This is a genomic window from Saccharopolyspora gloriosae (genome assembly GCF_022828475.1).
GTDB lineage: Bacteria > Actinomycetota > Actinomycetes > Mycobacteriales > Pseudonocardiaceae > Saccharopolyspora_C > Saccharopolyspora_C gloriosae_A.
Genome location: NZ_CP059557.1, coordinates 6,237,559 through 6,258,555 on the forward strand (window position 1 = coordinate 6,237,559; position 20,997 = coordinate 6,258,555).

The following is a 20,997-nucleotide window of genomic DNA, read 5'->3' on the forward strand; positions in this document are numbered from 1 at the left end:
GACCGTTTCGTTCGGACATCTGTCGCGTTCTCCTTGTCACCGCGGCCCGGTGGGCCGTTCGGGAATGGCCGCCACGGCGGCCGGGTCGATGATCAGCCCTTCTGGCCGGCGAGCACGACGTCCACCGTCCGCTCACCGCCACCGTTCGCGCCGGCCAAGGTCACCTGGACCTTCTGTCCCGGCTGGTGCGCACGCACCGTCGCGACGAGCGTGTCCGCATCCTCGATGAACCGGCCGTCGAACTTGGTGATCAGTTCGCCGTTCTGGAGGCCCGCCTGCTGCGCCGGACCGTTCGGCACCACCTCGTGCACCACGGCACCGCCCTGGGGTGCGCTCATGATGCTGACGCCCAGCGTGGTCTGGGTGGCCGAGCCGGTGTCCTTGAGCTCCTTGGCGATGCGCTGCGCCTGGTCGACCGGGATGGCGAAGCCGAGCCCGACCGAACCGCCCTGCTCCTGCCCGGAGCCGGGGCTGTAGATGGCCGAGTTGATGCCGACGACCCGTCCGTCCATGTCGACCAGCGGACCGCCCGAGTTGCCGGGGTTGATCGCGGCGTCGGTCTGCAGGGCGTTGAGCACGGTTTCCTGGTCGCCGCTCTGGCCGCCCGCTCGCACCGGCCGGTCCTTCGCGCTGACGATGCCGCTGGTCACCGTGCCGGACAGGCCGAAAGGAGAGCCGATCGCGACGACGGGCGAGCCGACGGGCAGATCGTCGGAGCGCCCCAGTTCGGCGGGCGTCAGGCCGGTGATGTCGGCCTTGACCACGGCGAGGTCGGACCTGGGGTCGGAACCGACGACCCGGACCGAGGCGGACCGGTTGTCGTGGAACATCGCCGTCAGCTTGCCCTGGCTCGCGCCTTCGGCGACGTGGGCGTTGGTGAGGATGTAGCCGTCCTGGCTGAGCACGATGCCGGAGCCCTCACCGGAGCCCTGCGCGCTCTGCATCTGCAGCTGCACGACGCTCGGCAGCACCTTCTGCGCCACGCCCTGCACCGACCCTTCCGGGGCGGCGCTGGCGCTGCGTGCGGGCGGCTGCTGTTCGAGGCTGGTGGCCTGCGATTCGGAGCCGGAGGAACCCAGCTGGTAGCCGACGAATCCGCCGACGCCACCACCGATGAGGCCGATCGCCAACGCTCCGACCAGAGCCGTGGCGACGAGTCCGTTGCGCTTGCCCGCCCGGTTCTGCTGCACGGGCACGGTGCCCATCGGCTGCTGGTACCAGCCGTGGTGCTGGTGCGGCGGACCCATGTGCGGGTACTGCCCGCCCGTGGTGCCGCCGATGCCCTGCTGCTCGTAGCCGCTGTAGGGACCGGGCTGCTGCTGGGTGGCGGCGTAGCCGCCGGGCTGCTGGTCCGGGTATCCGTACGCCGCGTCGCTGGACTGGCCGGGCTGCTGGGGTCCCTGCTGCTGGGCTCCGGGCTGCTGGGCTCCGGGCTGCTGGGGTCCCTGCTGAGACGCCGACTGCTGGACTGCGGACTGCTCGAACGCCCCGGCAGGCGGCGTGTCGCCCGTCTCCTGCGGAATGTGGGCCGTTCCGCTGCTGTCCTGCTGCCGCGGTTCCTCGGACGGTTCGCCCGAGCCGCGCTGGGGCTGGTCGCTCATGTTCCCCACTTTGGGGCATTCAGCTGAGAACCGCCTGAGACCCGCCTGTGGAGTGTCCGACGAAATATCGACAGCGCCTCATCCCGCGTGCCCTGAACGAGGGTTCGGCGGCCGCTGCCACTCACTCCGCGTAGCGCGGTTTCACTGCGTGCGGAGGCGGTCCGCGATCTGCTCCGGGGTGACGTCGTTGACCCACACGCCCATGCCGGACTCCGAGCCGGCGAGGTACTTCAGCTTGTCCGCCGACCGCAGCACGGAGAACAGCTCCAGGTGCAGCCAGGACAGGTCGCGGCCGGTCCGGGCCGGGGCCTGGTGCCAGGCCGCGATGTAGGGCAGCGGGCGGTCGTACAGGCCGTCGAGGCGGCGCAGCACTTCCAGGTAGGTCGTGGCGAAGTCGTCGCGTTCCTCGTCGGTGAGCGCCACGAGGTCCGGAACCTGCCGGTGCGGCACGACGTGCACTTCGACGGGCCAGCGGGCGGCGGCGGGCACGTACGCGGTCCAGTGCTCGGATTCGACGATCACCCGGCGGCCCGAGGCGCGTTCAGCGGCGAGCACGTCTCCGAGCAGCGGCCTGCCGTGTTCCGCTCGGTATTCCTCGGCGGTGCGCAGCATCCGCTCCGTCTTGGGCGTGACGAACGGGTACCCGTAGATCTGGCCGTGCGGGTGGTGCAGCGTCACCCCGATCTCCTCGCCCCGGTTCTCGAAGCAGAAGACCTGTTCCACGCCGGGTGTTTCGGCGAGCGCGGCGGTGCGGTCGGCCCACGCCTCCACGACGGTCCGCACCTGCGCGGGCGTGAGCTGGCCGAACGAGGTGTTGTGGTCGGAGGTGAAGCACACGACCTCGCAGCGCCCGCGCGCGGGACCGGTCGGCACCATCGGCATTTCATCCACTGTGGACGGATCGGGTGCGGCGGCGGCGAAGGACGGGAACTGGTTCTCGAAGACCGCGACTTCGTAATCGGGCTCGGGGATTTCGGTGGGCCTGCCGGGCGTGCTCGGACACAGCGGGCACTGGTCGGCCGGTGGCTTGTAGGTGCGGGTCTGGCGATGGGCGGCCATCGCGACCCACTCCCCCGTCAGCGGATCCCGCCGCATCTCGGAGACCGGGGGGCGCGGCGGCAGGTCGCGGGTGTCCACCGCTTCGCGCACGCGCTCCGGATCGGTGTCGAAGTAGTGGATCTGCCTGCCGTCGGCCAGTTCCCGAACGGTGCGCTTCACCGCGCGACCTCCTGATCGCCGCCGGCCCGTTCGGGGCCGGGCTTGTCTGCTGTGGACTCCGCGGTGAGCACCGGCTCGGCGATCACCAGCTCGTGCACCTGCTCCGCGAGCAGTTGCCTGGCGTCGGCGGGCAGGCCGTCATCGCTGATCAGGACGTCGACTTCGGCGAAGTCGACGATGGTGGAGATGCCGACCGTGGACCACTTCGCGTGGTCGGCGACCACCACGAGCCTGCTGGCCGCTTCGGCCAGCGCGCGGTTCGTTTCGCTTTCGTTGAGGTTCGGCGTGGTGAATCCGGCGCGCGGCGCCATGCCGTGCACGCCGAGGAACACCAGGTCCAGGTGCAGGGCGCGCAGCGATTGCACCGCGACCGGGCCGACGAGGGCGTCCGACGGGGTGCGGACGCCGCCGGTGAGGACCACGGTCCGATCGGTGCGGCCGCGCTGCTGGAGCACGTCGGCGACGCGGACCGAGTTGGTCACGACCGTCAGGTCCGGGATGTCGTCGAGGTGCCGGGCGAGGGTCCAGGTGGTGGTCCCGGCGGACAGGCCGATGGCGGTGCCGGGCCGGACGAGACCGGCCGCGGCGCGTGCGATGGCTTCCTTCTCGGCGAGCTGGCGAACGGATTTGGCTTCGAAGCCCGGTTCGTCGGTGCTGCGGCCGAGGGTGGTGGTGGCGCCGCCGTAGACCTTCTCGACGAGTCCTTGGCGGGCGAGGGCGTCGAGGTCGCGCCGGATGGTCATGTCGGAGACGCCGAGCCGCAGCACGAGCTCACTGACCTGCACGGCGCCGGTGCGCCGCACCTCGTCGAGGATCACTTCCTGGCGTTGGCGTGCGAGCACTCCACCCGTCCCATCCAGCCGACCCGGATCGCTCGTCTCCGGGCGGCACTGCGTCGGTGCGCGTCCTGTTCATGAGGCCGCCGCTTCATGGCGAAGCCGCGTCATGCGGAAGCTGCGAACTTGACGAGTCAAGTCAACATGAACCAACAATACCCGCAATGACTCACCGGGAAAATCCGGGCATCCACCGAAAGTGATCACCAAATGTGTTCGATGCTGTTGGATTTTCGGGCAGATTGCTCCGATTGAACTCTTCCGGACCGTACGAGGATCACACGCGGGCACCAACGCCCGCGAAACAGGTCACCATCGGCCCGGCCGATCAGCCGAGCAGCGCCGCCGACCGGAGCAGTCCGCGCACTCGATCGAGCCGCACCGCCGCGCGGCCGTGCGAGCTCACGCCACGTGCCCCGGCAGGATCATCCGCAGCAACGCGCCGCCCTCCGGCGCGGCACCGGCCCAGACGCTGCCGCCGTGTCGCTCCGCCACTTGTTTGACGATCGACAGGCCGAGCCCCGAACCGGGCAAGGTCCGCGCCAGCGACGACCGGTAGAACCGCTCGAACACGTGCGGCCGGTCCGCCTCGGCGATGCCCGGTCCGCTGTCGGCGACCTCCAGCACCACCGAACCCGCGCCGTCGGCGTACATGCCGACCCGGACCGTGCCGCCGTCGCGACTCCACTTCGCCGCGTTGTCCAGCAGGTTCAGCACCGCGCGCTCCAGCGCCGTGGCGTCGCCCATCATCGACCACGGCTGCAACCGCACGTCGAACTCGACGGGACCCGCGCGCCTGCGCGCCCGGTTCAGCGCCCGTTCGACCACGTCGACCAGCTCGACCGGTTCGTGCACGGCCTGCGGGGCGTCCTCCCTGGCCAGTTCCACCAAGTCCCCGACGAGCGCGGAGAGCTCGGTGATCTGGCCGCGCACGTCCTCGAACATCTCCTCGCGGTCCTGTTCGGACAGTGCGGGCGCCCCCGGCTGCGCGGCGGCCATCAGCAGTTCCAGGTTGGTGCGCAACGAGGTCAGCGGCGTGCGCAGCTCGTGCCCGGCGTCGGCGACGAGTCTTCGCTGCCGTTCCTGGGATTCGGCCAGCGCGCCGAGCATGTCGTTGAACGAGGTGGTGAGCCTGGCGAGCTCGTCGTCCCCGGACACCGGAATCGGCCGCAGGTCCCCGGTCAGCGCGACGCGTTCGGTGGCCGCGTTGAGCCGCTGCACGGGGCGCAGTCCGGCGCTGGCCACGGCGGTGCCCGCGGCGGCGGCGAGCAGGATCCCCGCGCCGCCGATCACGACCAGCACCAGGCTCAGCTGCGCCAGCGTCGCCTTCGTCGGGCCGAGCGACTGCGCCATCACCAGCGCGCCGTTGTCCGCGGGAACGGCCACGATGCGGGTGTCGGTGGCGTCATCGGTGCGGATGGACTTCGGCAGTTTTCCCTGCGCCACGGCCAGTTCCAGCGGACCGGAGGGCGGCCGCTTGCTCGGCGCCAGCTCCGCGCCGTTCGGGTAGAGCACGCTGATCTGCAGGTTCGCCGCCGAGTAGAACGCCACCGGCACGCCCTGCAACCCGGCGGGCGAGGTGATCAGCGGCCCCGCCTCGGCTTCGACGGCACGCCGCAGCAGGCCGTCGTCGAGCTGCTCGTACAGGCTGTCGCGCACGGTGAAAAACGCGCCGAGCGAGACGAGGGCGACGGCTCCGGCCACGCACATCGCGGCGAGCAGCGTGACCCGGTTGCGCAGCGAGATGCGCTGTAACCGGGCCTGGCCGGCGGGTTCGCCGTCGGTGGTCGCGCCGGGTGGCGGTGGAGCGGGAGCGATCACGGCGGGGTCTCGCGGAGCACGTAGCCGACGCCGCGCACGGTGTGGATCAAGCGTGGTTCACCTTCGGTCTCGGTCTTGCGGCGCAAGTATCCGATGTAGACCTCCAGGGCGTTTCCCGAGGTCGGAAAGTCGTAACCCCACACGTCCTCCAGCAGGCGGCTGCGGGTCAGGACCTGCTTCGGGTGCGCCATCAGCAGTTCCAGCAGCGCGAACTCGGTGCGCGTGAGGCTGATGGGGCGCTCGCCCCGGCGCACTTCACGGGTGCCGGGATCGAGGTCGAGGTCGGCGAAGTGCAGTGCGGGCGGGCTGTCGTAGCCGTCGTCCTCGGCCGGTGAGGCGCGGCGCAGCAGGGCGCGCAGCCGAGCCAGCAGCTCTTCGAGCGCGAACGGTTTCGGCAGGTAGTCGTCGGCTCCCGCGTCGAGACCTGCGACCCGGTCGGACACGGCATCGCGGGCGGTGAGCACCAGGATCGGCAGGTCGTCGCCGGTGCTGCGCAACCTGCGCGCCACCTCCAGGCCGTCCAAGCGCGGCATCATCACGTCCAGGACCATCGCGTCGGGCCGCTGGTCGGCCAGCCAGTTCAGGGCCTGTTGACCGTCCGCGGCGAGTTCCACCTGGTAGCCGTTGAACTGCAACGAGCGACGAAGCGACTCGCGCACGGCCCGATCGTCGTCGACGACGAGGATGCGCATGCGGACAGTGTTACGCGAAGCCCTGAGAAGGACCTGAGAACCGACCGCCCCTCCCCGCCCGGATGTGACCGACGCCGCCCGGACCGCCGCTTCGTGCACTCGGGCGTACGACCTGCGACCGGTCGCGCGTGCCGTTGCTCCACGTGCCCGGGAGCCGCCTTGTCAGCGGCGGAGCCGATGAGCAGCGACCACCTGCGCAGCCGGACCACCGAGGGTTCTCAGCGGCCTTCTCGCGAGGACGGCCGCGAGAAGGCCGCTGAGGTTCCGCTACCCGGACACCCGCGCAGATCAAGGCCGAACACGGAGCGTTCAGCGCTGCTGGAAGTACCGGATCAGGTTGCGCGGGACGAGTTTGCGCTCGCCTTCGACGACGATCGGCACGAGTTCGGGCGCGGTCGCCTTCCACTGCGAACGCCGGTGCCGGGTGTTGCTGCGGGACATCTTCCGCTTCGGAACGGCCATGCGGGTGCTCTCCTTAACGTGCGCGGTCGCCGTAGCGGCGGCGGAACTTCTCGACTCGGCCTTCGCTGTCGAGGACTCGCTGGTTGCCGGTCCAGAACGGGTGCGAATCGGCGGTGATGTCGACGACGATCAGCGGATAGGTGGCACCGTCCTCCCAGGTGACGGTGTCCTCCGAGGTGGCCGTCGAGCGCGTCAGGAACCGGGTTCCGGTGGAGCGGTCCTGGAACACGACCGGGCCGTATTCGGGGTGGATGTTCGGTTTCACGTGTTTCCTCCTCGTGTTTCGTGAGCGGGTTCGCCTGCCGGGGTTACCCCGCGGCATCGCCTGCTCATGCCCGCGGTGCGGGTTCTCACCGGTCGCCGCCGCGTTCGCGCGACGCCGGCGCCTGTTCCGGTTCGTCTTCGGCGCACGGGTCTTCGTGCCATTCGCCGAACGGGTCCGGGAATTCACGCCACGCGGTGTCACCGAGGGCGAGTTCGTCGTCGGTGAGCAGGGCGGCCAGCAGCGCGTTCCGGATGTCGCCGGGGTTCGCCTCGTGCGCGATGACCACGAGCTCCTGCATCCGGTCGCCGTAGTAGTCGTCCCAGTTCAGCGAGGCCTTGACCTGGCGTTCCGGGTCCGCTTCGGCCCACTGTTCGGGAGTTTGGGTCGCCAGCCACGGCCCGGCGTGCCCGACTCGCAGGCCGCCGCCCGCGGATTCGAGCCACAGCGCGGTGTCCGGCTGGCTGGCGACCCAGGCCCGCCCGCGGGTGCGCACGACTCCGTCGAGCAGCACGTCCAGCGCGTCGTGCAGGCGTTCCGGGTGGAACGGGCGACGCTGCTCGAAGACCACGACGGAGACTCCGGCTTCGTCATCCAGCGGCGGCTGCCCGCGCAGCAGCGGTCCGTGCGCGCCGTCGACCTCGCCGCGCCGGGCGTTGTCCGGGATGCGGCGCAGCAGCGCGGGCAGGTCGAGGCCGCCGAGCCCGGCGAGCGGTGCGGCGGGAGTGAGCCGGTGGATCACGGCTTCGGTGCGCACGGTCGGCCAGCGGTCGGCGTCGCCCGCGAGAACAACGGCGTCGGCGAACTCGACCTGTCCGACGCCGACTTGGGCGATGGTGCGCTCGTCGTCGGGACTGCCCGCGAGACCGCGTTCGTAGAGCGGCTCGTCGCCGCCCGCGTCGGTGAGCCAGCTCGGCACGTCGACGGCCGCGACGACGGCCTGGATCTCGACGTCCTCGGCGACCGGCGTCGAGTCGACGACGACGTGCTCGATGGCCCAGCAGATCGCCTCGGGTTCCAGGGAGGGGTCGAGGCGCACGACGATGCGCCGCACGTCGGGCGCGGCGGCGAGCCTGCGCAGCAGCGGCAGGAAGTCCTCGCGCAGCGTGCAGGAGACGCAGCCGTGGGCGAGTTCGAGCACGGTGAGCTGCTCGGAGTCGCCTTGCCGGAGGCGGCGGCGGACGACTCCGCCGGTGACTTCGCGCAGGTCGTGGTGGACGACGGCGGTGCCGTGCGGGTCGGTGGCGCGGACGGATTCGGCGGTCGCCGCGACGTGTTCTTCGTGCAGCCCGGCCACCATGATCAGCGGCACTCCGGCGGTCCGGGACGGTTCGGTTCTGTTGCCCACCTGCGGCCCCAATCAGGAACGGTTTTCATCTGCTGCCGCGACACGCTACCCTTACTGAAAACGAATGTCGTTACCAGGAGGCTGCTGTGTCCATTCGCTGCCAAGTGACCGGGAAGGAACCCGGCTACGGCAAGCAGGTGTCGCACTCGCACGTGCGCACCAACCGCCGCTGGCTGCCCAACGTGCAGCGGCGCCGGTACTGGCTGCCGTCGGAGAACCGCTGGATCCGCCTGCGGGTGTCGACGAAGGGCATCAAGACCATCGACAAGCGCGGCATCGAGTCCGTCGTCGGCGAGATCCGAGCCCGCGGGGAGCGCGTCTGATGGCGAGCAACGACATCCGTCCGGTGATCAAGATGCGGTCCACCGCAGGCACCGGATTCACCTACGTGACCAGGAAGAACCGCCGCAACAACCCGGATCGGCTGCGGCTGCGCAAGTTCGATCCCGTGGTGGGCGGGCACGTGGAGTTCCGCGAAGAGCGCTGAGGCGCTCGACTACCCGAAGGAGGCCAGGTGGCCAAGAAGTCCAAGATCGTCCGCAACGAGCAGCGCAAGGTGATCGTGGCCCGGCACGCCGAGCGGCGCGCGGAACTCAAGAAGATCATCTCCGCGCCGGACGGCTCCCCCGAGCAGCGCGCCGCCGCCGTGGCGGAACTGTCCCGCCAGCCGCGCGACGCCAGCGCGACCCGCGTTCGCAACCGCGACGCCGTCGACGGCAGGCCGCGCGGCTACTTCCGCAAGTTCGGGCTCTCCCGGGTGCGCCTGCGCCAGCTCGCGCACAACGGTGAGCTGCCCGGCGTGACCAAGTCGAGTTGGTGATCACGATGCCGAAGAACGCCCAGCGGCCGCCCCGCCGCAAGCAGAACCTGCTGCAGAAGGAGGGCGTCATCGAGGTGGACTGGAAGGACACCGCCCTGCTGCGCAAGTTCCTCTCCGACCGCGGCAAGATCCGCTCCCGGCGAGTCACCGGGCTGACCATGCAGGAACAGCGCGAGGTCGCGAACGCGATCAAGAACGCCCGCGAGATGGCCCTGCTCCCCTACCCCGGCCCCGCCAAGCGCTAGGGATCTTTGCTGAGCGGCCTGCACAGCGGGTCGCTCATCGGGTTCTCAGTGGCTTCCTCGCCGCGGGATCCATTACCCGAGTGGTTCCCCACGAGGAAGCCGCTGAGAACCCGCCGGTGGTCCTTTTTGCTCGGGTGGTCACTGCTCAGCGGCTGCACCGCTGACAAGACGATCATCCTGTTGACCGTGGATTCGTGCACAGGCCGTCCCGGTAGCGGTCGTTCCAGCCGCACCGGCGGGTGCCGTGCCGTGCACAGCGGGTCATCGAAGGTCCCGATGTGCTCCCCACCATCACGGCCGGAGGCCGGAACACGGCAGGATCGAGCCAATGACCACCGCTCGATCCACCGACCCGATGCCCGCGGCCGACCTCTACGACGTGCTGCAGCGCCGCCGCGACGTCCGTTCCGAGTTCACTGGCGGCGAGATCCCCGCCGACGTGCTGCGCAGGGTGCTGACGGCCGCGCACAGCGCGCCCAGCGTGGGCCTGAGCCAGCCGTGGGATTTCGTGCTGGTCCGCGACGAGTCCACCCGCCGGGCCTTCCGCGAACACGTGCTCGCCGAACGCACCGTGTTCGCCGACGAACTCAGCGGTGAGCGCGCCGAGACCTTCTCCAAGATCAAGGTGGAGGGCATCGTCGAGTCCGGCCTCGGCATCGCGGTCACCTACGACCCGGACCGGGGCTCACCCGCCGTGCTCGGCAGGCACGCCATCGCCGACGCGGGCCTGTACTCGGTGTGCCTGGCCATCCAGAACCTGTGGCTGGCCGCCACCGCCGAAGGCCTCGGCGTGGGCTGGGTGAGCTTCTACCGGGAGGACTTCCTGCGCAGGTTGCTGGACATCCCCAGCGGTGTGCGGCCCGTCGCGTGGCTCTGCGTCGGCCCGGTGCACGCTCTCGCGGAGACGCCCGACCTGGAGCGGCACGGCTGGCGACGGCGGGCCCCGCTGGAGGACGTGGTTCATCACGACAAGTACCGACGCGCCTAGCCCCCGGTAGCCTGAAGCAGAACGCGGGGAACGGGGCACGAGGACACGATCTCGGAGACGCCGTGCGACAGGATGATTCGTTGATGTCGGGGCACATCCCCGCGCAGGATCGTCGCGTGCGGCTGCTGCTGGACTCCGGCCGCCTGCACGAGGCCGATGTGGCGTTCGACGAACTCATCGCCGCCGGGGTGAACCGGGTCGACGAGCAGTGGAACCGGGCGACGGTGCTGGTGCACCGGGCGTGGTTGTCGTGGCGGCTCAACCGGATTCCGCAAGCACTCGAACTGGCCGCGGAGGGCTGGACCGAACTGGATTCGGACCAACCCGCGGGCAAGTCCGCAGCTCAGACCATCAGCATCCTGGGCAATCTGCTGGAGACGATCGGGCACCGCGCGTCCGCGTTGGAACTGATGACCCTCGGCGTTCAGGTGGCCCGCAAGTCCGGTGATCCGGAAACGCTGGCGCATTGCCTGGTGCGCCAGGCCAGTGCGCTGATCTTCCGATCGGTGGCGAGGGACTCTGAGTCGGTGGAGCAGCTGTTCACCACGGCCCGCGACCTGTTCGACGAGGCGTTGCTGGTGGTCGACAAGGGCCAGCTGCAGCGGGTGGCGCTGGCCGGCGGCGCCCGAGCGCTGGCAGGACTGGGGCGGCTGCCGGAGGCGGCTCGGCTCGCCCGGCGTTCCCTGGAATTGAGCAAGCAGGCCGAGGACTGGTTCTGCCTGGCGGTGGCGAACTGGGTGCTGGCCGTGGTCCACCGGGACGAGGGCGATCTGCAGGAGGCGCGGACCTTCGCCAGCCGCGCCCTGGACAACGCCGAGAGCATCGGCGACACGATGCAGATGATGCGGTACTCGCTGGATTTGGCGGCGATCTGCGTTCAGCTCGGCGACTCGGTGGGTGAGGCTGCGGCGTTGCGCCGCACGGTGCGGGCGAGCGGCATCGCGGTGGAGGCCTTGCAGGAGGGCTTGGGCCAGGCGTTGGAGCAGCGCCGGGTGGCGGTGCAGGCGCAGCGGATGGCGACGGCCGCGCAAGAGGCCGCGGTGCGGGATCCGTTGACCGGCCTGGTCAACCGCCTCGGTCTGCAACGCCAGGCACCGGTCCTGCTGGAGACCACGGCGGCTCAAGGCCGGATCCCGTGGTTGGTGCTGCTCGACGTGGACTGGTTCAAAGATGTCAACGATCTTGCAGGTCATGCTGCCGGTGACGCGACGTTGCAGGAAGTCGCGCACTTGTTGCGACGCGAGTGCCGTGCCGACGATCTGCTCTGCCGCTGGGCAGGCGACGAGTTCGTGGTGCTGCTGGTGGACGACGCGGAGGGCTCCCGCCACGCCGGCCCGCTAGTCGCCGAGCGGATCCGGGCGGCCGTGGACCGGCACGACTGGCGCCTGGTGCTAGGCCGCACCAGGAAGCCACCGACGGTGAGCATCGGGGTCGCCGGTGGCCCCGCGAAGCTGGATCACCTGTTCGCGGCCGCGGACATCGCGTTGTACCGGGCGAAACGCGCAGGCCGGAACCGGGTGGAGATCGACACCGGTGATCCGGAATGTGATCGGCCGCAGATCCAGGGCGGTTAGGATCGGCGGCCATGTCCGCTGCGCCCTTCGACCCCGCCGAGCATGACGCGGATTCCTTGACCGCGCGTGGACAATCCGCACCGGAGACCGGAGACCGGAGACCGGAGACCGGAGACCGGAGACCGGAGACCGGAGACCGGAGACCGGAGACCGGAGACCGGAGACCGGAGACCGGAGACCGGAGACCGGAGACCGGAGACCGGAGACCGGAGACCGGAGACCGGAGACCGGAGACCGGAGACCGGAGACCGGAGACCGGAGACCGGAGACCGGAGACCGGAGACCGGAGACCGGAGACCGGCGGGGCGGCTGCGATGGCTGAGCGGGCGGACCGCTGGTCCACGATCCCGGTGCGCCGCCGGGTGCTCGGCGTGGTCCGCACCCTGACCGCGCTGGACCGGTTGCACGACGTCTTCGCCGTGCTGGCGGACGATTTCCGGCTGGAGACGCGCTTCACGGTCGCGGCGGGCTCGGACTTCGAGGCGGATCTGCAAAGGCATCTGGACGCGGCGCACATGCGTTCGCTGCCGTGGCGGGACGCGACGAGCGAGCACGTGGACCTAGCGATCTCCCCGAGCAGCAACGGCGCGCTGCACGAGCTCGGCGTGCCGATTCTGACGTTGCCGCACGGCGCGGGCTACCACAAACTGCGCCCGACGAACTCGGGCACCGCGAACGAGATCTCGGGACTCAGCGCAACCCAGTTGCTCCACAATGGACATGTGGTCCCTTCGGTTCTGGCGCTATCGCACCAGAACCAGCTGGATCTGCTGCGGCACTCGTGCCCGGAAGCGGCCGAGCGCGCGGCGGTCGTCGGAGACCCGTGCTTCGCCCGGTTGCGCGCGAGCCTGCCGATGCGCGACCGGTACCGCGCGGCGTTCGGCCTCGACGGCGAGCGGCTCGTGGTGGTCAGTTCGACCTGGGGCGGCGGTTCCCTGTTCTCCGAGTGGCCGGAGCTGGCGTCGAGGTTGGTGGACGAGCTGCCGGATTCCCGGGTGGCGCTGGTGTTGCATCCGAACGTGTGGTCCAAGCACAGCGCCTGGCAGATCGGCCAGTGGACTCGCCGGGCGCGGCGCTCGGGCCTGTTCGTGGTGCCGCCGGATCGTGGCTGGCGCGCGACGCTGGTGGCCGCGGACACCGTGCTGGCCGATCACGGTTCACTCGCCCTCTACGCCGCGGCACTGGGAAAACCGCTGCTCCTGGGCGCGTTCGGCGAGGCGGAAGTGGCACCGGGCACGCCGATCGCGGACCTCGGCACCCGCGTCCCCAGACTGCGCCCGACCGACCTCAGGTCCCAAGTGGACAGTGCACGCGCAGTGCCGAACCACGAATTCCTCGCCGCCCGCTCCTTCCTCGCCCCGACAGAGGCGGTGACGCGACTACGCGAGGCCATTTACACCCAGCTCAGCCTGCCCCCACCGACGTTCCCCGCCATCCCGGACCCCGTCGCCCCGTTCACCCCACCCCCATGGCCGAACCCGACCTGACCCCGAGGTGAATGGCCCCCTCTGCCCAATAGCACCGGTCAAAGGAGCTATTCACCTGGTGGAACGAGTGGAGTCAATGCTTAGCCAGTGGGATCGACCCAAGGGGCCGTTCACTCCGCTGGAGTCTCGGGCTCGGTGACGCTCGGGATGCTCCTATAGATGTCAAGCCGCTGGAGTGAGGTCGTTTTGCCTGGTTGATCTGGTGGGTGTGCTGGTCAGGGTGCGGTGGATTTCGCGGGCGACGAATCGTTTGAGGCAGCGCATAATGTCCTTTTTGGATAGTCCTTCTTTGGTGCGGCGTTCGACGTAGGTGCGGGTGCGTTCGTCGTAGCGCATGCGGACCAGGACGATGGTGTGCAGGGCGTTGTTCGCGGCCCGGTCGCCGCCGCGGTTGAGGCGGTGGCGGTGGGTGCGACCGGAGGATGCCGGGATTGGTGCGACGCCGGTCAGGTGCGCGAACGAGGCTTCGGAGCGTAGTCGTTCGGGGTTGTCCCCGGCTGTGGTCAGGAGCTGGCCGGCGGTGTCAGGGCCGACGCCGAATAGTTCCAGCAGCTGGGGTGCGGCCTGCCGGGTGAGGGGGCTGAGTTCGGCGTCGAGTTCGGTGATCTCGATGTCCATTGCTTGGTGGCGCCGCGCCAGGCGTCGTAGTGCCGCCCGGGTCGCCGCCAGCGGGTGTCCGAGGTCGTCGCCGGGCCGTAGCCGGGCCAGGGTGCGCAGCAGCGTGGCCCGGTCCAGTCCCGCGACCTGTGCGCGCAGCATCGCGGGTGCCGACACCAGCAGGCCGCGGATTTGGTTCATCGCCTGGGTGCGGGCCTTGACGGCACTGCGGCGTGCGACTCGTAACACGCGCACCGACTCGATCACGCCGTCCCGGCTTTTCGGGGTGCCTGTCGCGCGCCCGGAGAGCACGGCGGTGGCGGCGGCGTAGGCGTCGATCGGATCGGATTTGCCTTGCATCCGGCGGATCTTGCGGTCCGGGCGGTCGACATCGGTGACCGCGACCCCGGCCGCCGCGAGAACCCGGGCCAGCTCGGCTCCGTAGGCGCCGGTTCCCTCGACGCCGACCGTGACCAAGGTGCCGTGACCACGCATCCAGTGCAGCAGGTCGCGGTAGCCGTGGACTGTGGCGGGAAATTCCCGGTCAGCCAGGTGCCGGCCGACGGAGTCGATCACGGCCGCGTGGTGGGTCAAGCCGTGGGTGTCGACTCCGCCGGTGATTTTCGGGCCATCATGGGTCATGCTGGTCATGTCCGTCCTTGCGTGTCCGTTCCGAGGGCGGCACGCGCCGGTCGGGCGGGTGGACAAGACAGTGACGGGGCTTCTGGCCAAGCTCCTATGAAGTCACAAACACCCGTCCGGCCGCGTGCATGGTGGCACCCGGCGGGCCGACAAATCCCAAACCAGACAGTCGAAACGTCAGTCAGTCGAAGGGTCAGACCCACCGGAAACGTCACCACGAACATCATCACTGTCAGTCGAGTTCCGCGAGGCGGTCGCGGACGCGTTGTGCACCCGGGTTGCGCGCCTCGTCGAGGATGCTCAGCGCCTCCCGCAGGTGCAGCCGGGCACCGTCTTCGTCACCGCTGCGCAACAGTGATTCGGCGAGCAGCTCCAGCGGTTCGGCCAGGTCGAACGACACCGTCCGGGCGCGGACGACGTCCACCGCCGTGCGCAGCGCGACGATCGCCGACTCGTGATCCCCGATCTGCTGATGCGCCCGCCCCAAGGCGACGTTGATGCGCCCGGGAATGCGCCGGTCGCGCGGGAACTCCCGGAGCCGTTCGAGCGCGGAGGTCAACGACCGCACGGCCGCCGCGGACTCGCCACGCCCGACCAACGCCCGCCCGATCAGGTACTCCTGCAAAGCGACGGCACGCGGCTTGCCCAGTTCAAGGTTGATCGCCCGGGCCTGCTCGAACAGGGAGATCGCCTCGGACCAGGCACCTTCTTCGAGGTGCACTTTCCCGTGGAATTCGAGCGCGGACCCGAGCACCCGGCGATGCCCCGCTTCTTCGGCGATCGCACGCGCGGCCGCACCGGCTTCGTGCGCGGCGACGAAATCGCGCAGTTCGAGCAGCAGCTGCACCTGCAGGGTCCGCAGCCGCGCCTCGGCCACCGAGTCCGGTTCGCGCCGCGCCGCCTCGACTCCCGAAACGAGCGCCGCCAGCGTCTCGGTGTAGTGCTTGTGCTGGTTGTGCAATGTCCACAACGGACTGTCGCAGAGTGAGATCACCGCGCGATTCCACTCCTGCTCATGCGCGGCGGAGATGACGGCGAGCAGGTTGACCCGCTCCCGCTCCAGCCAGCGCAGCGCACCGTCGTGGTCGAACGGGTTGTCCGCGGTGAGCAGCTCATCGTCCTGCCCGACGCGCAGCCGTTGCGGTTCCATCACCGCTCGATCCGCGTAGGCGCCCCGAATCCGGTACCAGTCGACGAGTCGTCGCAACGCCCCCGCGTCCGGCGTCCGCAGCCGTGTGGCGTGCAGCCGGACCAGGTCGTGAAACCTGAACTCGTCCTGGTCGTTGCATTCGAGCAGGTTCGCGTCGTGCAGCTCGTACAGCAGCTCTTCGGCGTCGTCTACCGGCAACCCCGCGAGCGCGGCGACGGCGTCGGCGGCGAACGTAGGCCCCGGGATCACGCCGAGCAACCGGTAGAGGGATTCCTGCGCCGCGGGCAGCTCGTTGACGGCACGGTCCAGCGCCTCGCTCACAACGGGCACGCCCCCTTCGGTGAACCGGTCCAGCCGCCGGCGGTCGTCGTCGAGTTCGGCCACCACTCGCGCCAACGTCCACCGGGGCCGTTTCGCCAGCCGACCGGCGGTGATGCGCAACGCGATCGGCAGCCCACCGCACAGTTCGACGAGTCGCCGAGCGGCATCCGCTTCAGCCTCGACCCGCTCGCCCGCCCCGGAACGCAACAGGTCGATCCCCGCGTCGACGTCCAGCCGCCGCAACTCCAGCGGCAGCACCCCGTCCACCACCAGGTCCCGCGACTGCCGGTGCGTGATCAGCAGCATCAGCCCCGCGTCCGAGGCGGGCAGCAGCGACAGGAGTTCGCGCGGCCGCGCGACGTTGTCGAAGACGAACGCCACCTTCCGCCCACTGGTGCGACTGCGATATTCCCCGAGCGCCTCGCCCTCGGACCCCGGGATGTCCGCTCCAGGCACCCCCAACCCGCGCAAGCAGTGCCACAGAACATCGGCCCGCGACACCGATTTCCCCCGCAGGTCAACGTAAATCTGCCCGTCCGGGAACCGCTCCCGCACCCCGTGCAGCCAGTGCAAGGCGAGCGCGGTCTTACCGGTACCGCTGCCACCGCTGATCGTCACGCACAACGCGCGCTCACCACCGCGCCCGAGCGCCTCATCCAGCCGTGCCCGCTCCGGTTCCCGATCGACGAACCCGGCAGGCGGCGGCGGAAGCTGTTCCGCGCGCAACACCTCGGCGGCGTGGTGATGTTCGTGGAAGTGCACCTGCCCGACCGAGTCCGCCTGGACGAGTTTGTCGACGTCGCCGCGGTTCTCGTTGCCCATCCCACTCCCTCGGACCGCATCGACACGGCCGGCTCGGCTGTCCAGTGACGATCACCTCACCATACGCGACCATTCGATCACCACGGGCGGCTTCACCACTCCCTGCTGTCCTTCGCCGAGCCCCGGCCGGTACCCTCCAGAGGTCGACACGTCGACCACGCCCCCGTAGCTCAGGGGATAGAGCACGGCTCTCCTAAAGCCGGTGTCGCAGGTTCGAATCCTGCCGGGGGCGCTTACCGTTGGTGAGAGATGCGAGGGTTCGCGCGGATCCAAGCCGGTCCCGGCTGTGCCCGAGTGGGCCGCGACTTTGCTGCCCGGAGTGTTCGGCCGCATCCAGGCCCATCGTGAGCAGATGGCGGAAGGCGTCGGCTCGTCCACTCCGATTTCGCCTCCGGCAGACTATGAAGCCCGCCCGCCCGAGGTGCGGAATTCGGCTAGTTTCGTCTGGCTCACGAGGTCTCCCAAGGTGTTGGCAGTGAATACCTTCCCCCTGGTAGCCATGATCAACTGCTTCATGTCTTCTTCTCGGACGCTGAAGCCTCGGCCATCAATGCACGCGACGACTTCGAACGCCTTCCCGCCGTTGCGCTCCCGCTCGTCCCGCATGCTCGCTAGCCGATGAATGCGCGCCACCTTGTCGCGGGCGGTCCCGTCGTCCCCCGTGATTTTCGCCTCGATGATGACCGCAGGCGCGAGCTCGTCTGGAATGAAGAAGTCCGGAGCCTGGTCGAATCCGGAGACACGTTCAGCGCGCTTGGTCTTTCGGAACGGTACCCCGGCCATGGAGAGATGCTCTTCGATCCCGCTTTCCATGACATCGCCGACCAGCTCGGAGACCGCGTCCCGGTGGCTCGCGAACGGACGGCCCAGGTAACGCTCGTAGAGCAGCACCGCATACGGAACATGGTGCTGAGAGACGTACCGTACGCTGTCCAGGCCATTTTTCGTATCTATCTTGTCGAGCCTATGAATGAGGCCGTCAGGAGCCTCGACAACCCCTTCGCCGATCGACTTGCACGCCGCCTCGAACAGCGAAGTCGTCCTGGTTACCGTTTTTTCGGATGACCCGATTTTCGTCGAGAAATAATCAGGGTTGTCGCGGACCTTCTTGTCCAGCCCTCGCGCCCAGTTGTTCGGGAAGCTCACCCCGGTCTCCTCCTGGGCGAGATCTTGCCACTCCGGGCCGGTGACTCCAAGAATCGTTCGGATCACCACGACAGACTTCGCATTGGATTTCGCCGCGGTCCAGCATCGATCCACGCTGATGGCAGAAAACCCATCTGTCGCCCGCCGCAACTGCTCGTAGCCGGCTTGGAAGTTCTCATATGCCAGGAATCCCTCGCCTCGCGGGAGGAGCATGAACTGCGAGGTTAAATCGTTGAACGTGGCCGCTACCAGCTCCGGTAGGTTGTCCTCGATCTCAGGGAGGTCCAGCTGGTACGGACGACGGACCTCGGTCATGCGCTCTCCACCACGGTTCGAGCCTTCACCAGGCGATCTTTAGCCAATTCGAATCGATCTTCCATGATCTGATCCGCGTTCCACTCGTGGACCAGATCGCGCACAACACTTCCAGCGATATGCCCGGCGGTCAGACAGTCCCTATCGCCACCGGTGGGCTGGTAACCGGCGCGCTGCATGCTCACGACATCCTCTTCGACAAGGCGAGCCACGTCGGCGAACGGTTCTCCCGCATGCGTCTGATGATCCGCTTTACGGCAAACGAAGACCGAATCCAAAATCGAAGATTTGGTGCCTGCGATGTGCAATGACGCCGACATCTCGCCAGGTGCGGGCAGAACGGACGTGCACGTCAGCCCGGCGTCCAGGATCGCGACCACAAGCGGGGCGTACGCTTCCGAGTCGTTGTGGTGGTAGGTGAAAACAAGAGGCGCGGCGGGCTTCAGCGCGAAGGACATGCGTTGAAATACACTGCTCAAGCCGCTCGCGAATTCCTGCAGGCCGCGTTTTTTGGTCACGTTCCCCGTCAGGTCGTGATCAGTACAAGTCGAGCTGGGTTCGAACTGAGAGCGACCGCGCATGAATTTTCGGAGCCAGACGTAACAAAAATCCATCAGCTCGGCGTACTGCACGTTCGCGAAGTAGGGCGGATCAGTGAAAACACCGTCAAGCGATTCCGCGCGCAATGCCAGGTCTTGCGATGGGTTACTTGCCAACCAGGCGGCTTGCGGTCGCCCCTGCGGTTCGCGATCCACCAAGGGAGCCTCGATCGACTCGCCTTCCATCGGAATTACAGACTTCTTCTTCCCGTTGTACACCGTCTCGTGGGGGTGCTGGGCATATTGCTTCGCCTTCTTGTACTTCTCAACGAAATGAACAAACGCCCCGGACCCGACGCCGGGTATCCCCAAAATATTGTTCTCGCATGCGATGAGGCCGACGGGGAATCCGTGCACACTGAAGATATCTTGACACTTCAGCGCATACGTATCGTACCGGCAAAGCAAGTTCTGATAACGGAGAAAGTCACTGAACACCGTCGCAAGAGCGTAGCGCGACTCATCGCTTTCGACTTTCTCGATACGATTCATCAGCAGCCCGAGCCCCAACAGCTGGCGGTCGTTGAACAACTCACGCCAACGACTGTAACCCCAACGATGAAGCCGACCGGTCTCGTCGCCATCCGGAATTTCGCCCTCTGGTATCAGCAGAGTTTCCCGCATCTCCCGAAGAAGGCTCGATGCGCGTTCGAGGCGATCATGGTCCGCGGAATCCGGCGTCTTGAACTGACGGCCCTTCGTAGTGGGATAGCACGCGGCGCAATGGTATTCGATTCCGAAAAGTCGATGCCGCGGGGGACTTTCCAGCTGCACCGAGAACTTGAACCTGTGATCGCAGTTCCCGCACGTGGCGGTCCCTCGTGTTGCCGGACGAGTCTTCAGGTCGTAGTCGCACTCGGGGCAGGTTCTGCTTTCGCCGGAGTTCTCGATCTCCCGCAGCACATTGCAGTTCGGACAATGGTAAACCTCATGCGTGTGGCGAACCGCTTCCGCGAGCCTCAAACCCGGAAATAGTTCGACTTCACGACCACATTGAGGGCAACCACAAGTCTTGACGTGGTGAAAGTACTTCACCTCTGCCACGCCAGCGCATCCGGCACACTGCGTTTCGTAGAGCTCGGAGACCTGATCGTGAATGTCGGATACGACCCGCTTGGCCTCGACGGAGAATCGTTCGAGATCAATGGGAGCCACAGCCTGCCGCACAGTCCAGTAGGCCATCGGATTCACGTCACTACCGACGACGCTCAACCCCATCCGAGCAGCTTCGAAGACTGTCGTCCCGCCCCCCATGAACGGGTCGGCTATGACACCCGGTACGTCCTGTGGCCGCGTGTACTCCTCGGAGAGCTCCCCTTCTCCGAACTCAGAAATCAGCAGCGATCTGAATACCGAGCCAGGTCGCCTCGCGAACCACTTGTGGATCGAAATGATGGGACGGTAGTTCTGCTGAATCTGCTTTTCGCGCAGCGCTAAGCGCGCCACGAAGGCGGCGTCGAATCGCGCTTCAAGCCGTCCGGCGGCGGTGGCATCGGACACGCTCATGCACCTCTCCCCGGCACCGAAATGTTCTGCAGGCTGCCCGTCAGCGACACGGACGACACTGCATACGGACGGTCGGCAAGGAGCATTCGGCGATGATAGAGGACCGCGAGAGCAGCGAGGTTCGGCGGACACGGCAGCGTTGGTGTTCTTCGGACACCGACCCTGCGTCCCGCTTGCCGTCTGAGGTAGACGGCGCCGTGTCGGCATCCTATGAGGTGCGCGACGGCCAGTCCGCACGTAGCCGCACATCGCGCAGATCGGTCCCACGGCGCACCGGCTCGCCCGGAACCTGCCGACTGCACAGCTTCGACGGGCGAGCTGGGCGTCGTCATTTTCTCCGGTGGATCCTGCTCATCGGCAGGAATAAGGCCAGGTAGCCGATGAGCGCCGACAGCGGGGACAACCACAGCTTTCCGATGCCGTAAGCGAAACCGCCAGGATGAAGCAGTCCGCTGATCAATAGCGTGATCCCTGCGGCGACCAGCGTGACGGCTACGGCGGCGGCGAAGGGATGCGCCACGATCCAGCCGTTGGCCTTGCCCATC

Annotated in this window: 20 protein-coding genes and 1 tRNA gene; 8 read left to right on the plus strand and 13 right to left on the minus strand. The window is 68.2% G+C overall.

The features are described 5' to 3' along the window. Positions 1–92 precede the first annotated feature (92 nt). From H2Q94_RS27380 to mrf, 8 genes are all read right to left on the minus strand, one after another. A complete protein-coding gene (locus tag H2Q94_RS27380) occupies positions 93–1,601 on the minus strand; it encodes a S1C family serine protease (RefSeq protein ID WP_243790026.1) in 1,509 nt (502 codons plus the stop codon). A gap of 141 nt (positions 1,602–1,742) precedes the next feature. After that, on the minus strand, positions 1,743–2,819 hold the full coding sequence (gene galT / locus H2Q94_RS27385; protein WP_243790027.1) for a galactose-1-phosphate uridylyltransferase: 1,077 nt from the start codon (positions 2,817–2,819) through the stop codon (positions 1,743–1,745). Next, the gene (locus H2Q94_RS27390; RefSeq protein ID WP_243790028.1) at positions 2,816–3,661 is read right to left on the minus strand and encodes a DeoR/GlpR family DNA-binding transcription regulator; all 846 of its coding nucleotides are present in this window, start codon (positions 3,659–3,661) and stop codon (positions 2,816–2,818) included. Before H2Q94_RS27390 ends, galT begins: the two co-directional genes overlap by 4 nt. Positions 3,662–4,057: 396 nt before the next feature. Further along, on the minus strand, positions 4,058–5,476 hold the full coding sequence (locus tag H2Q94_RS27395) for a sensor histidine kinase (RefSeq protein ID WP_397545383.1): 1,419 nt from the start codon (positions 5,474–5,476) through the stop codon (positions 4,058–4,060). Continuing rightward, a complete protein-coding gene (locus H2Q94_RS27400; RefSeq protein ID WP_243790029.1) occupies positions 5,473–6,168 on the minus strand; it encodes a response regulator transcription factor in 696 nt (231 codons plus the stop codon). Before H2Q94_RS27400 ends, H2Q94_RS27395 begins: the two co-directional genes overlap by 4 nt. A 309-nt stretch (positions 6,169–6,477) precedes the next feature. Further along, positions 6,478–6,630 carry a 50S ribosomal protein L32 gene (gene rpmF / locus H2Q94_RS27405; protein ID WP_243790030.1) on the minus strand — a complete coding sequence of 51 codons (153 nt, stop codon included), beginning with the start codon at positions 6,628–6,630 and terminating at the stop codon, positions 6,478–6,480. Between the two features lie 13 nt (positions 6,631–6,643). Continuing rightward, positions 6,644–6,895, minus strand: a complete 252-nt coding sequence (locus tag H2Q94_RS27410; RefSeq protein ID WP_243790031.1) for a type B 50S ribosomal protein L31 — start codon at positions 6,893–6,895, stop codon at positions 6,644–6,646. Positions 6,896–6,980: 85 nt separating this feature from the next. After that, complete coding sequence (mrf, locus tag H2Q94_RS27415) at positions 6,981–8,192, minus strand: ribosome hibernation factor-recruiting GTPase MRF (protein WP_243795944.1); 1,212 nt, start codon at positions 8,190–8,192, stop codon at positions 6,981–6,983. A gap of 134 nt (positions 8,193–8,326) precedes the next feature. Between mrf and rpmB the strand changes: the two genes are divergently transcribed. The 7 genes from rpmB (at position 8,327) to H2Q94_RS27450 (ending at position 13,354) form a co-directional block, all read left to right on the plus strand. Continuing rightward, the gene (rpmB, locus tag H2Q94_RS27420) at positions 8,327–8,563 is read left to right on the plus strand and encodes a 50S ribosomal protein L28 (protein ID WP_243790032.1); all 237 of its coding nucleotides are present in this window, start codon (positions 8,327–8,329) and stop codon (positions 8,561–8,563) included. After that, positions 8,563–8,727 carry a 50S ribosomal protein L33 gene (rpmG, locus tag H2Q94_RS27425; RefSeq protein WP_243790033.1) on the plus strand — a complete coding sequence of 55 codons (165 nt, stop codon included), beginning with the start codon at positions 8,563–8,565 and terminating at the stop codon, positions 8,725–8,727. Before rpmB ends, rpmG begins: the two co-directional genes overlap by 1 nt. A 27-nt stretch (positions 8,728–8,754) precedes the next feature. Next, on the plus strand, positions 8,755–9,060 hold the full coding sequence (gene rpsN / locus H2Q94_RS27430) for a 30S ribosomal protein S14 (protein ID WP_243790034.1): 306 nt from the start codon (positions 8,755–8,757) through the stop codon (positions 9,058–9,060). A gap of 5 nt (positions 9,061–9,065) precedes the next feature. Beyond that, complete coding sequence (rpsR, locus tag H2Q94_RS27435; protein WP_243790035.1) at positions 9,066–9,305, plus strand: 30S ribosomal protein S18; 240 nt, start codon at positions 9,066–9,068, stop codon at positions 9,303–9,305. Between the two features lie 328 nt (positions 9,306–9,633). Beyond that, the gene (gene bluB, locus H2Q94_RS27440; RefSeq protein ID WP_243790036.1) at positions 9,634–10,293 is read left to right on the plus strand and encodes a 5,6-dimethylbenzimidazole synthase; all 660 of its coding nucleotides are present in this window, start codon (positions 9,634–9,636) and stop codon (positions 10,291–10,293) included. An 83-nt stretch (positions 10,294–10,376) separates the two neighbouring features. After that, entirely contained in the window at positions 10,377–11,867 is a 1,491-nt protein-coding gene (locus H2Q94_RS27445) for a GGDEF domain-containing protein (protein ID WP_243790037.1), read from the plus strand. A 314-nt stretch (positions 11,868–12,181) separates the two neighbouring features. Continuing rightward, positions 12,182–13,354, plus strand: coding sequence for a hypothetical protein (locus H2Q94_RS27450; RefSeq protein ID WP_243790038.1), 1,173 nt, complete (start codon positions 12,182–12,184; stop codon positions 13,352–13,354). 162 nt (positions 13,355–13,516) lie between these two features. Here H2Q94_RS27450 and H2Q94_RS27455 read toward each other — a convergent pair whose 3' ends face one another. Then, complete coding sequence (locus tag H2Q94_RS27455; protein ID WP_243790039.1) at positions 13,517–14,602, minus strand: IS110 family RNA-guided transposase; 1,086 nt, start codon at positions 14,600–14,602, stop codon at positions 13,517–13,519. A 223-nt stretch (positions 14,603–14,825) separates the two neighbouring features. After that, the gene (locus tag H2Q94_RS27460; protein ID WP_243790040.1) at positions 14,826–16,886 is read right to left on the minus strand and encodes a tetratricopeptide repeat protein; all 2,061 of its coding nucleotides are present in this window, start codon (positions 16,884–16,886) and stop codon (positions 14,826–14,828) included. A gap of 159 nt (positions 16,887–17,045) precedes the next feature. Here H2Q94_RS27460 and H2Q94_RS27465 point away from each other — a divergent pair. Continuing rightward, positions 17,046–17,118, plus strand: a tRNA-Arg gene (locus H2Q94_RS27465). Positions 17,119–17,285: 167 nt separating this feature from the next. Here H2Q94_RS27465 and H2Q94_RS27470 read toward each other — a convergent pair. From H2Q94_RS27470 to H2Q94_RS27480, 3 genes are all read right to left on the minus strand, one after another. Further along, entirely contained in the window at positions 17,286–18,347 is a 1,062-nt protein-coding gene (locus H2Q94_RS27470; protein ID WP_243790041.1) for a hypothetical protein, read from the minus strand. After that, on the minus strand, positions 18,344–20,452 hold the full coding sequence (locus H2Q94_RS27475; protein WP_243790042.1) for a hypothetical protein: 2,109 nt from the start codon (positions 20,450–20,452) through the stop codon (positions 18,344–18,346). Before H2Q94_RS27475 ends, H2Q94_RS27470 begins: the two co-directional genes overlap by 4 nt. A gap of 328 nt (positions 20,453–20,780) precedes the next feature. Continuing rightward, positions 20,781–20,996, minus strand: a complete 216-nt coding sequence (locus H2Q94_RS27480; RefSeq protein WP_243790043.1) for a hypothetical protein — start codon at positions 20,994–20,996, stop codon at positions 20,781–20,783. Position 20,997: the final 1 nt, after the last annotated feature.

Coding starts and splice junctions, on each gene's coding strand:
- H2Q94_RS27380 (WP_243790026.1), bottom strand. CDS start 1,601: ATGAGCGACCAGCCCCAGCGCGGCTCGGGCGAACCGTCCGAGGAACCG.
- H2Q94_RS27400 (WP_243790029.1), bottom strand. CDS start 6,168: ATGCGCATCCTCGTCGTCGACGACGATCGGGCCGTGCGCGAGTCGCTT.
- rpmF (WP_243790030.1), bottom strand. CDS start 6,630: ATGGCCGTTCCGAAGCGGAAGATGTCCCGCAGCAACACCCGGCACCGG.
- mrf (WP_243795944.1), bottom strand. CDS start 8,192: ATGGTGGCCGGGCTGCACGAAGAACACGTCGCGGCGACCGCCGAATCC.
- rpmG (WP_243790033.1), top strand. CDS start 8,563: ATGGCGAGCAACGACATCCGTCCGGTGATCAAGATGCGGTCCACCGCA.
- rpsR (WP_243790035.1), top strand. CDS start 9,066: ATGCCGAAGAACGCCCAGCGGCCGCCCCGCCGCAAGCAGAACCTGCTG.
- bluB (WP_243790036.1), top strand. CDS start 9,634: ATGACCACCGCTCGATCCACCGACCCGATGCCCGCGGCCGACCTCTAC.
- H2Q94_RS27445 (WP_243790037.1), top strand. CDS start 10,377: ATGTCGGGGCACATCCCCGCGCAGGATCGTCGCGTGCGGCTGCTGCTG.
- H2Q94_RS27450 (WP_243790038.1), top strand. CDS start 12,182: ATGGCTGAGCGGGCGGACCGCTGGTCCACGATCCCGGTGCGCCGCCGG.
- H2Q94_RS27455 (WP_243790039.1), bottom strand. CDS start 14,602: ATGACCAGCATGACCCATGATGGCCCGAAAATCACCGGCGGAGTCGAC.
- H2Q94_RS27460 (WP_243790040.1), bottom strand. CDS start 16,886: ATGGGCAACGAGAACCGCGGCGACGTCGACAAACTCGTCCAGGCGGAC.
- H2Q94_RS27470 (WP_243790041.1), bottom strand. CDS start 18,347: ATGACCGAGGTCCGTCGTCCGTACCAGCTGGACCTCCCTGAGATCGAG.
- H2Q94_RS27475 (WP_243790042.1), bottom strand. CDS start 20,452: ATGAGCGTGTCCGATGCCACCGCCGCCGGACGGCTTGAAGCGCGATTC.
- H2Q94_RS27480 (WP_243790043.1), bottom strand. CDS start 20,996: ATGGGCAAGGCCAACGGCTGGATCGTGGCGCATCCCTTCGCCGCCGCC.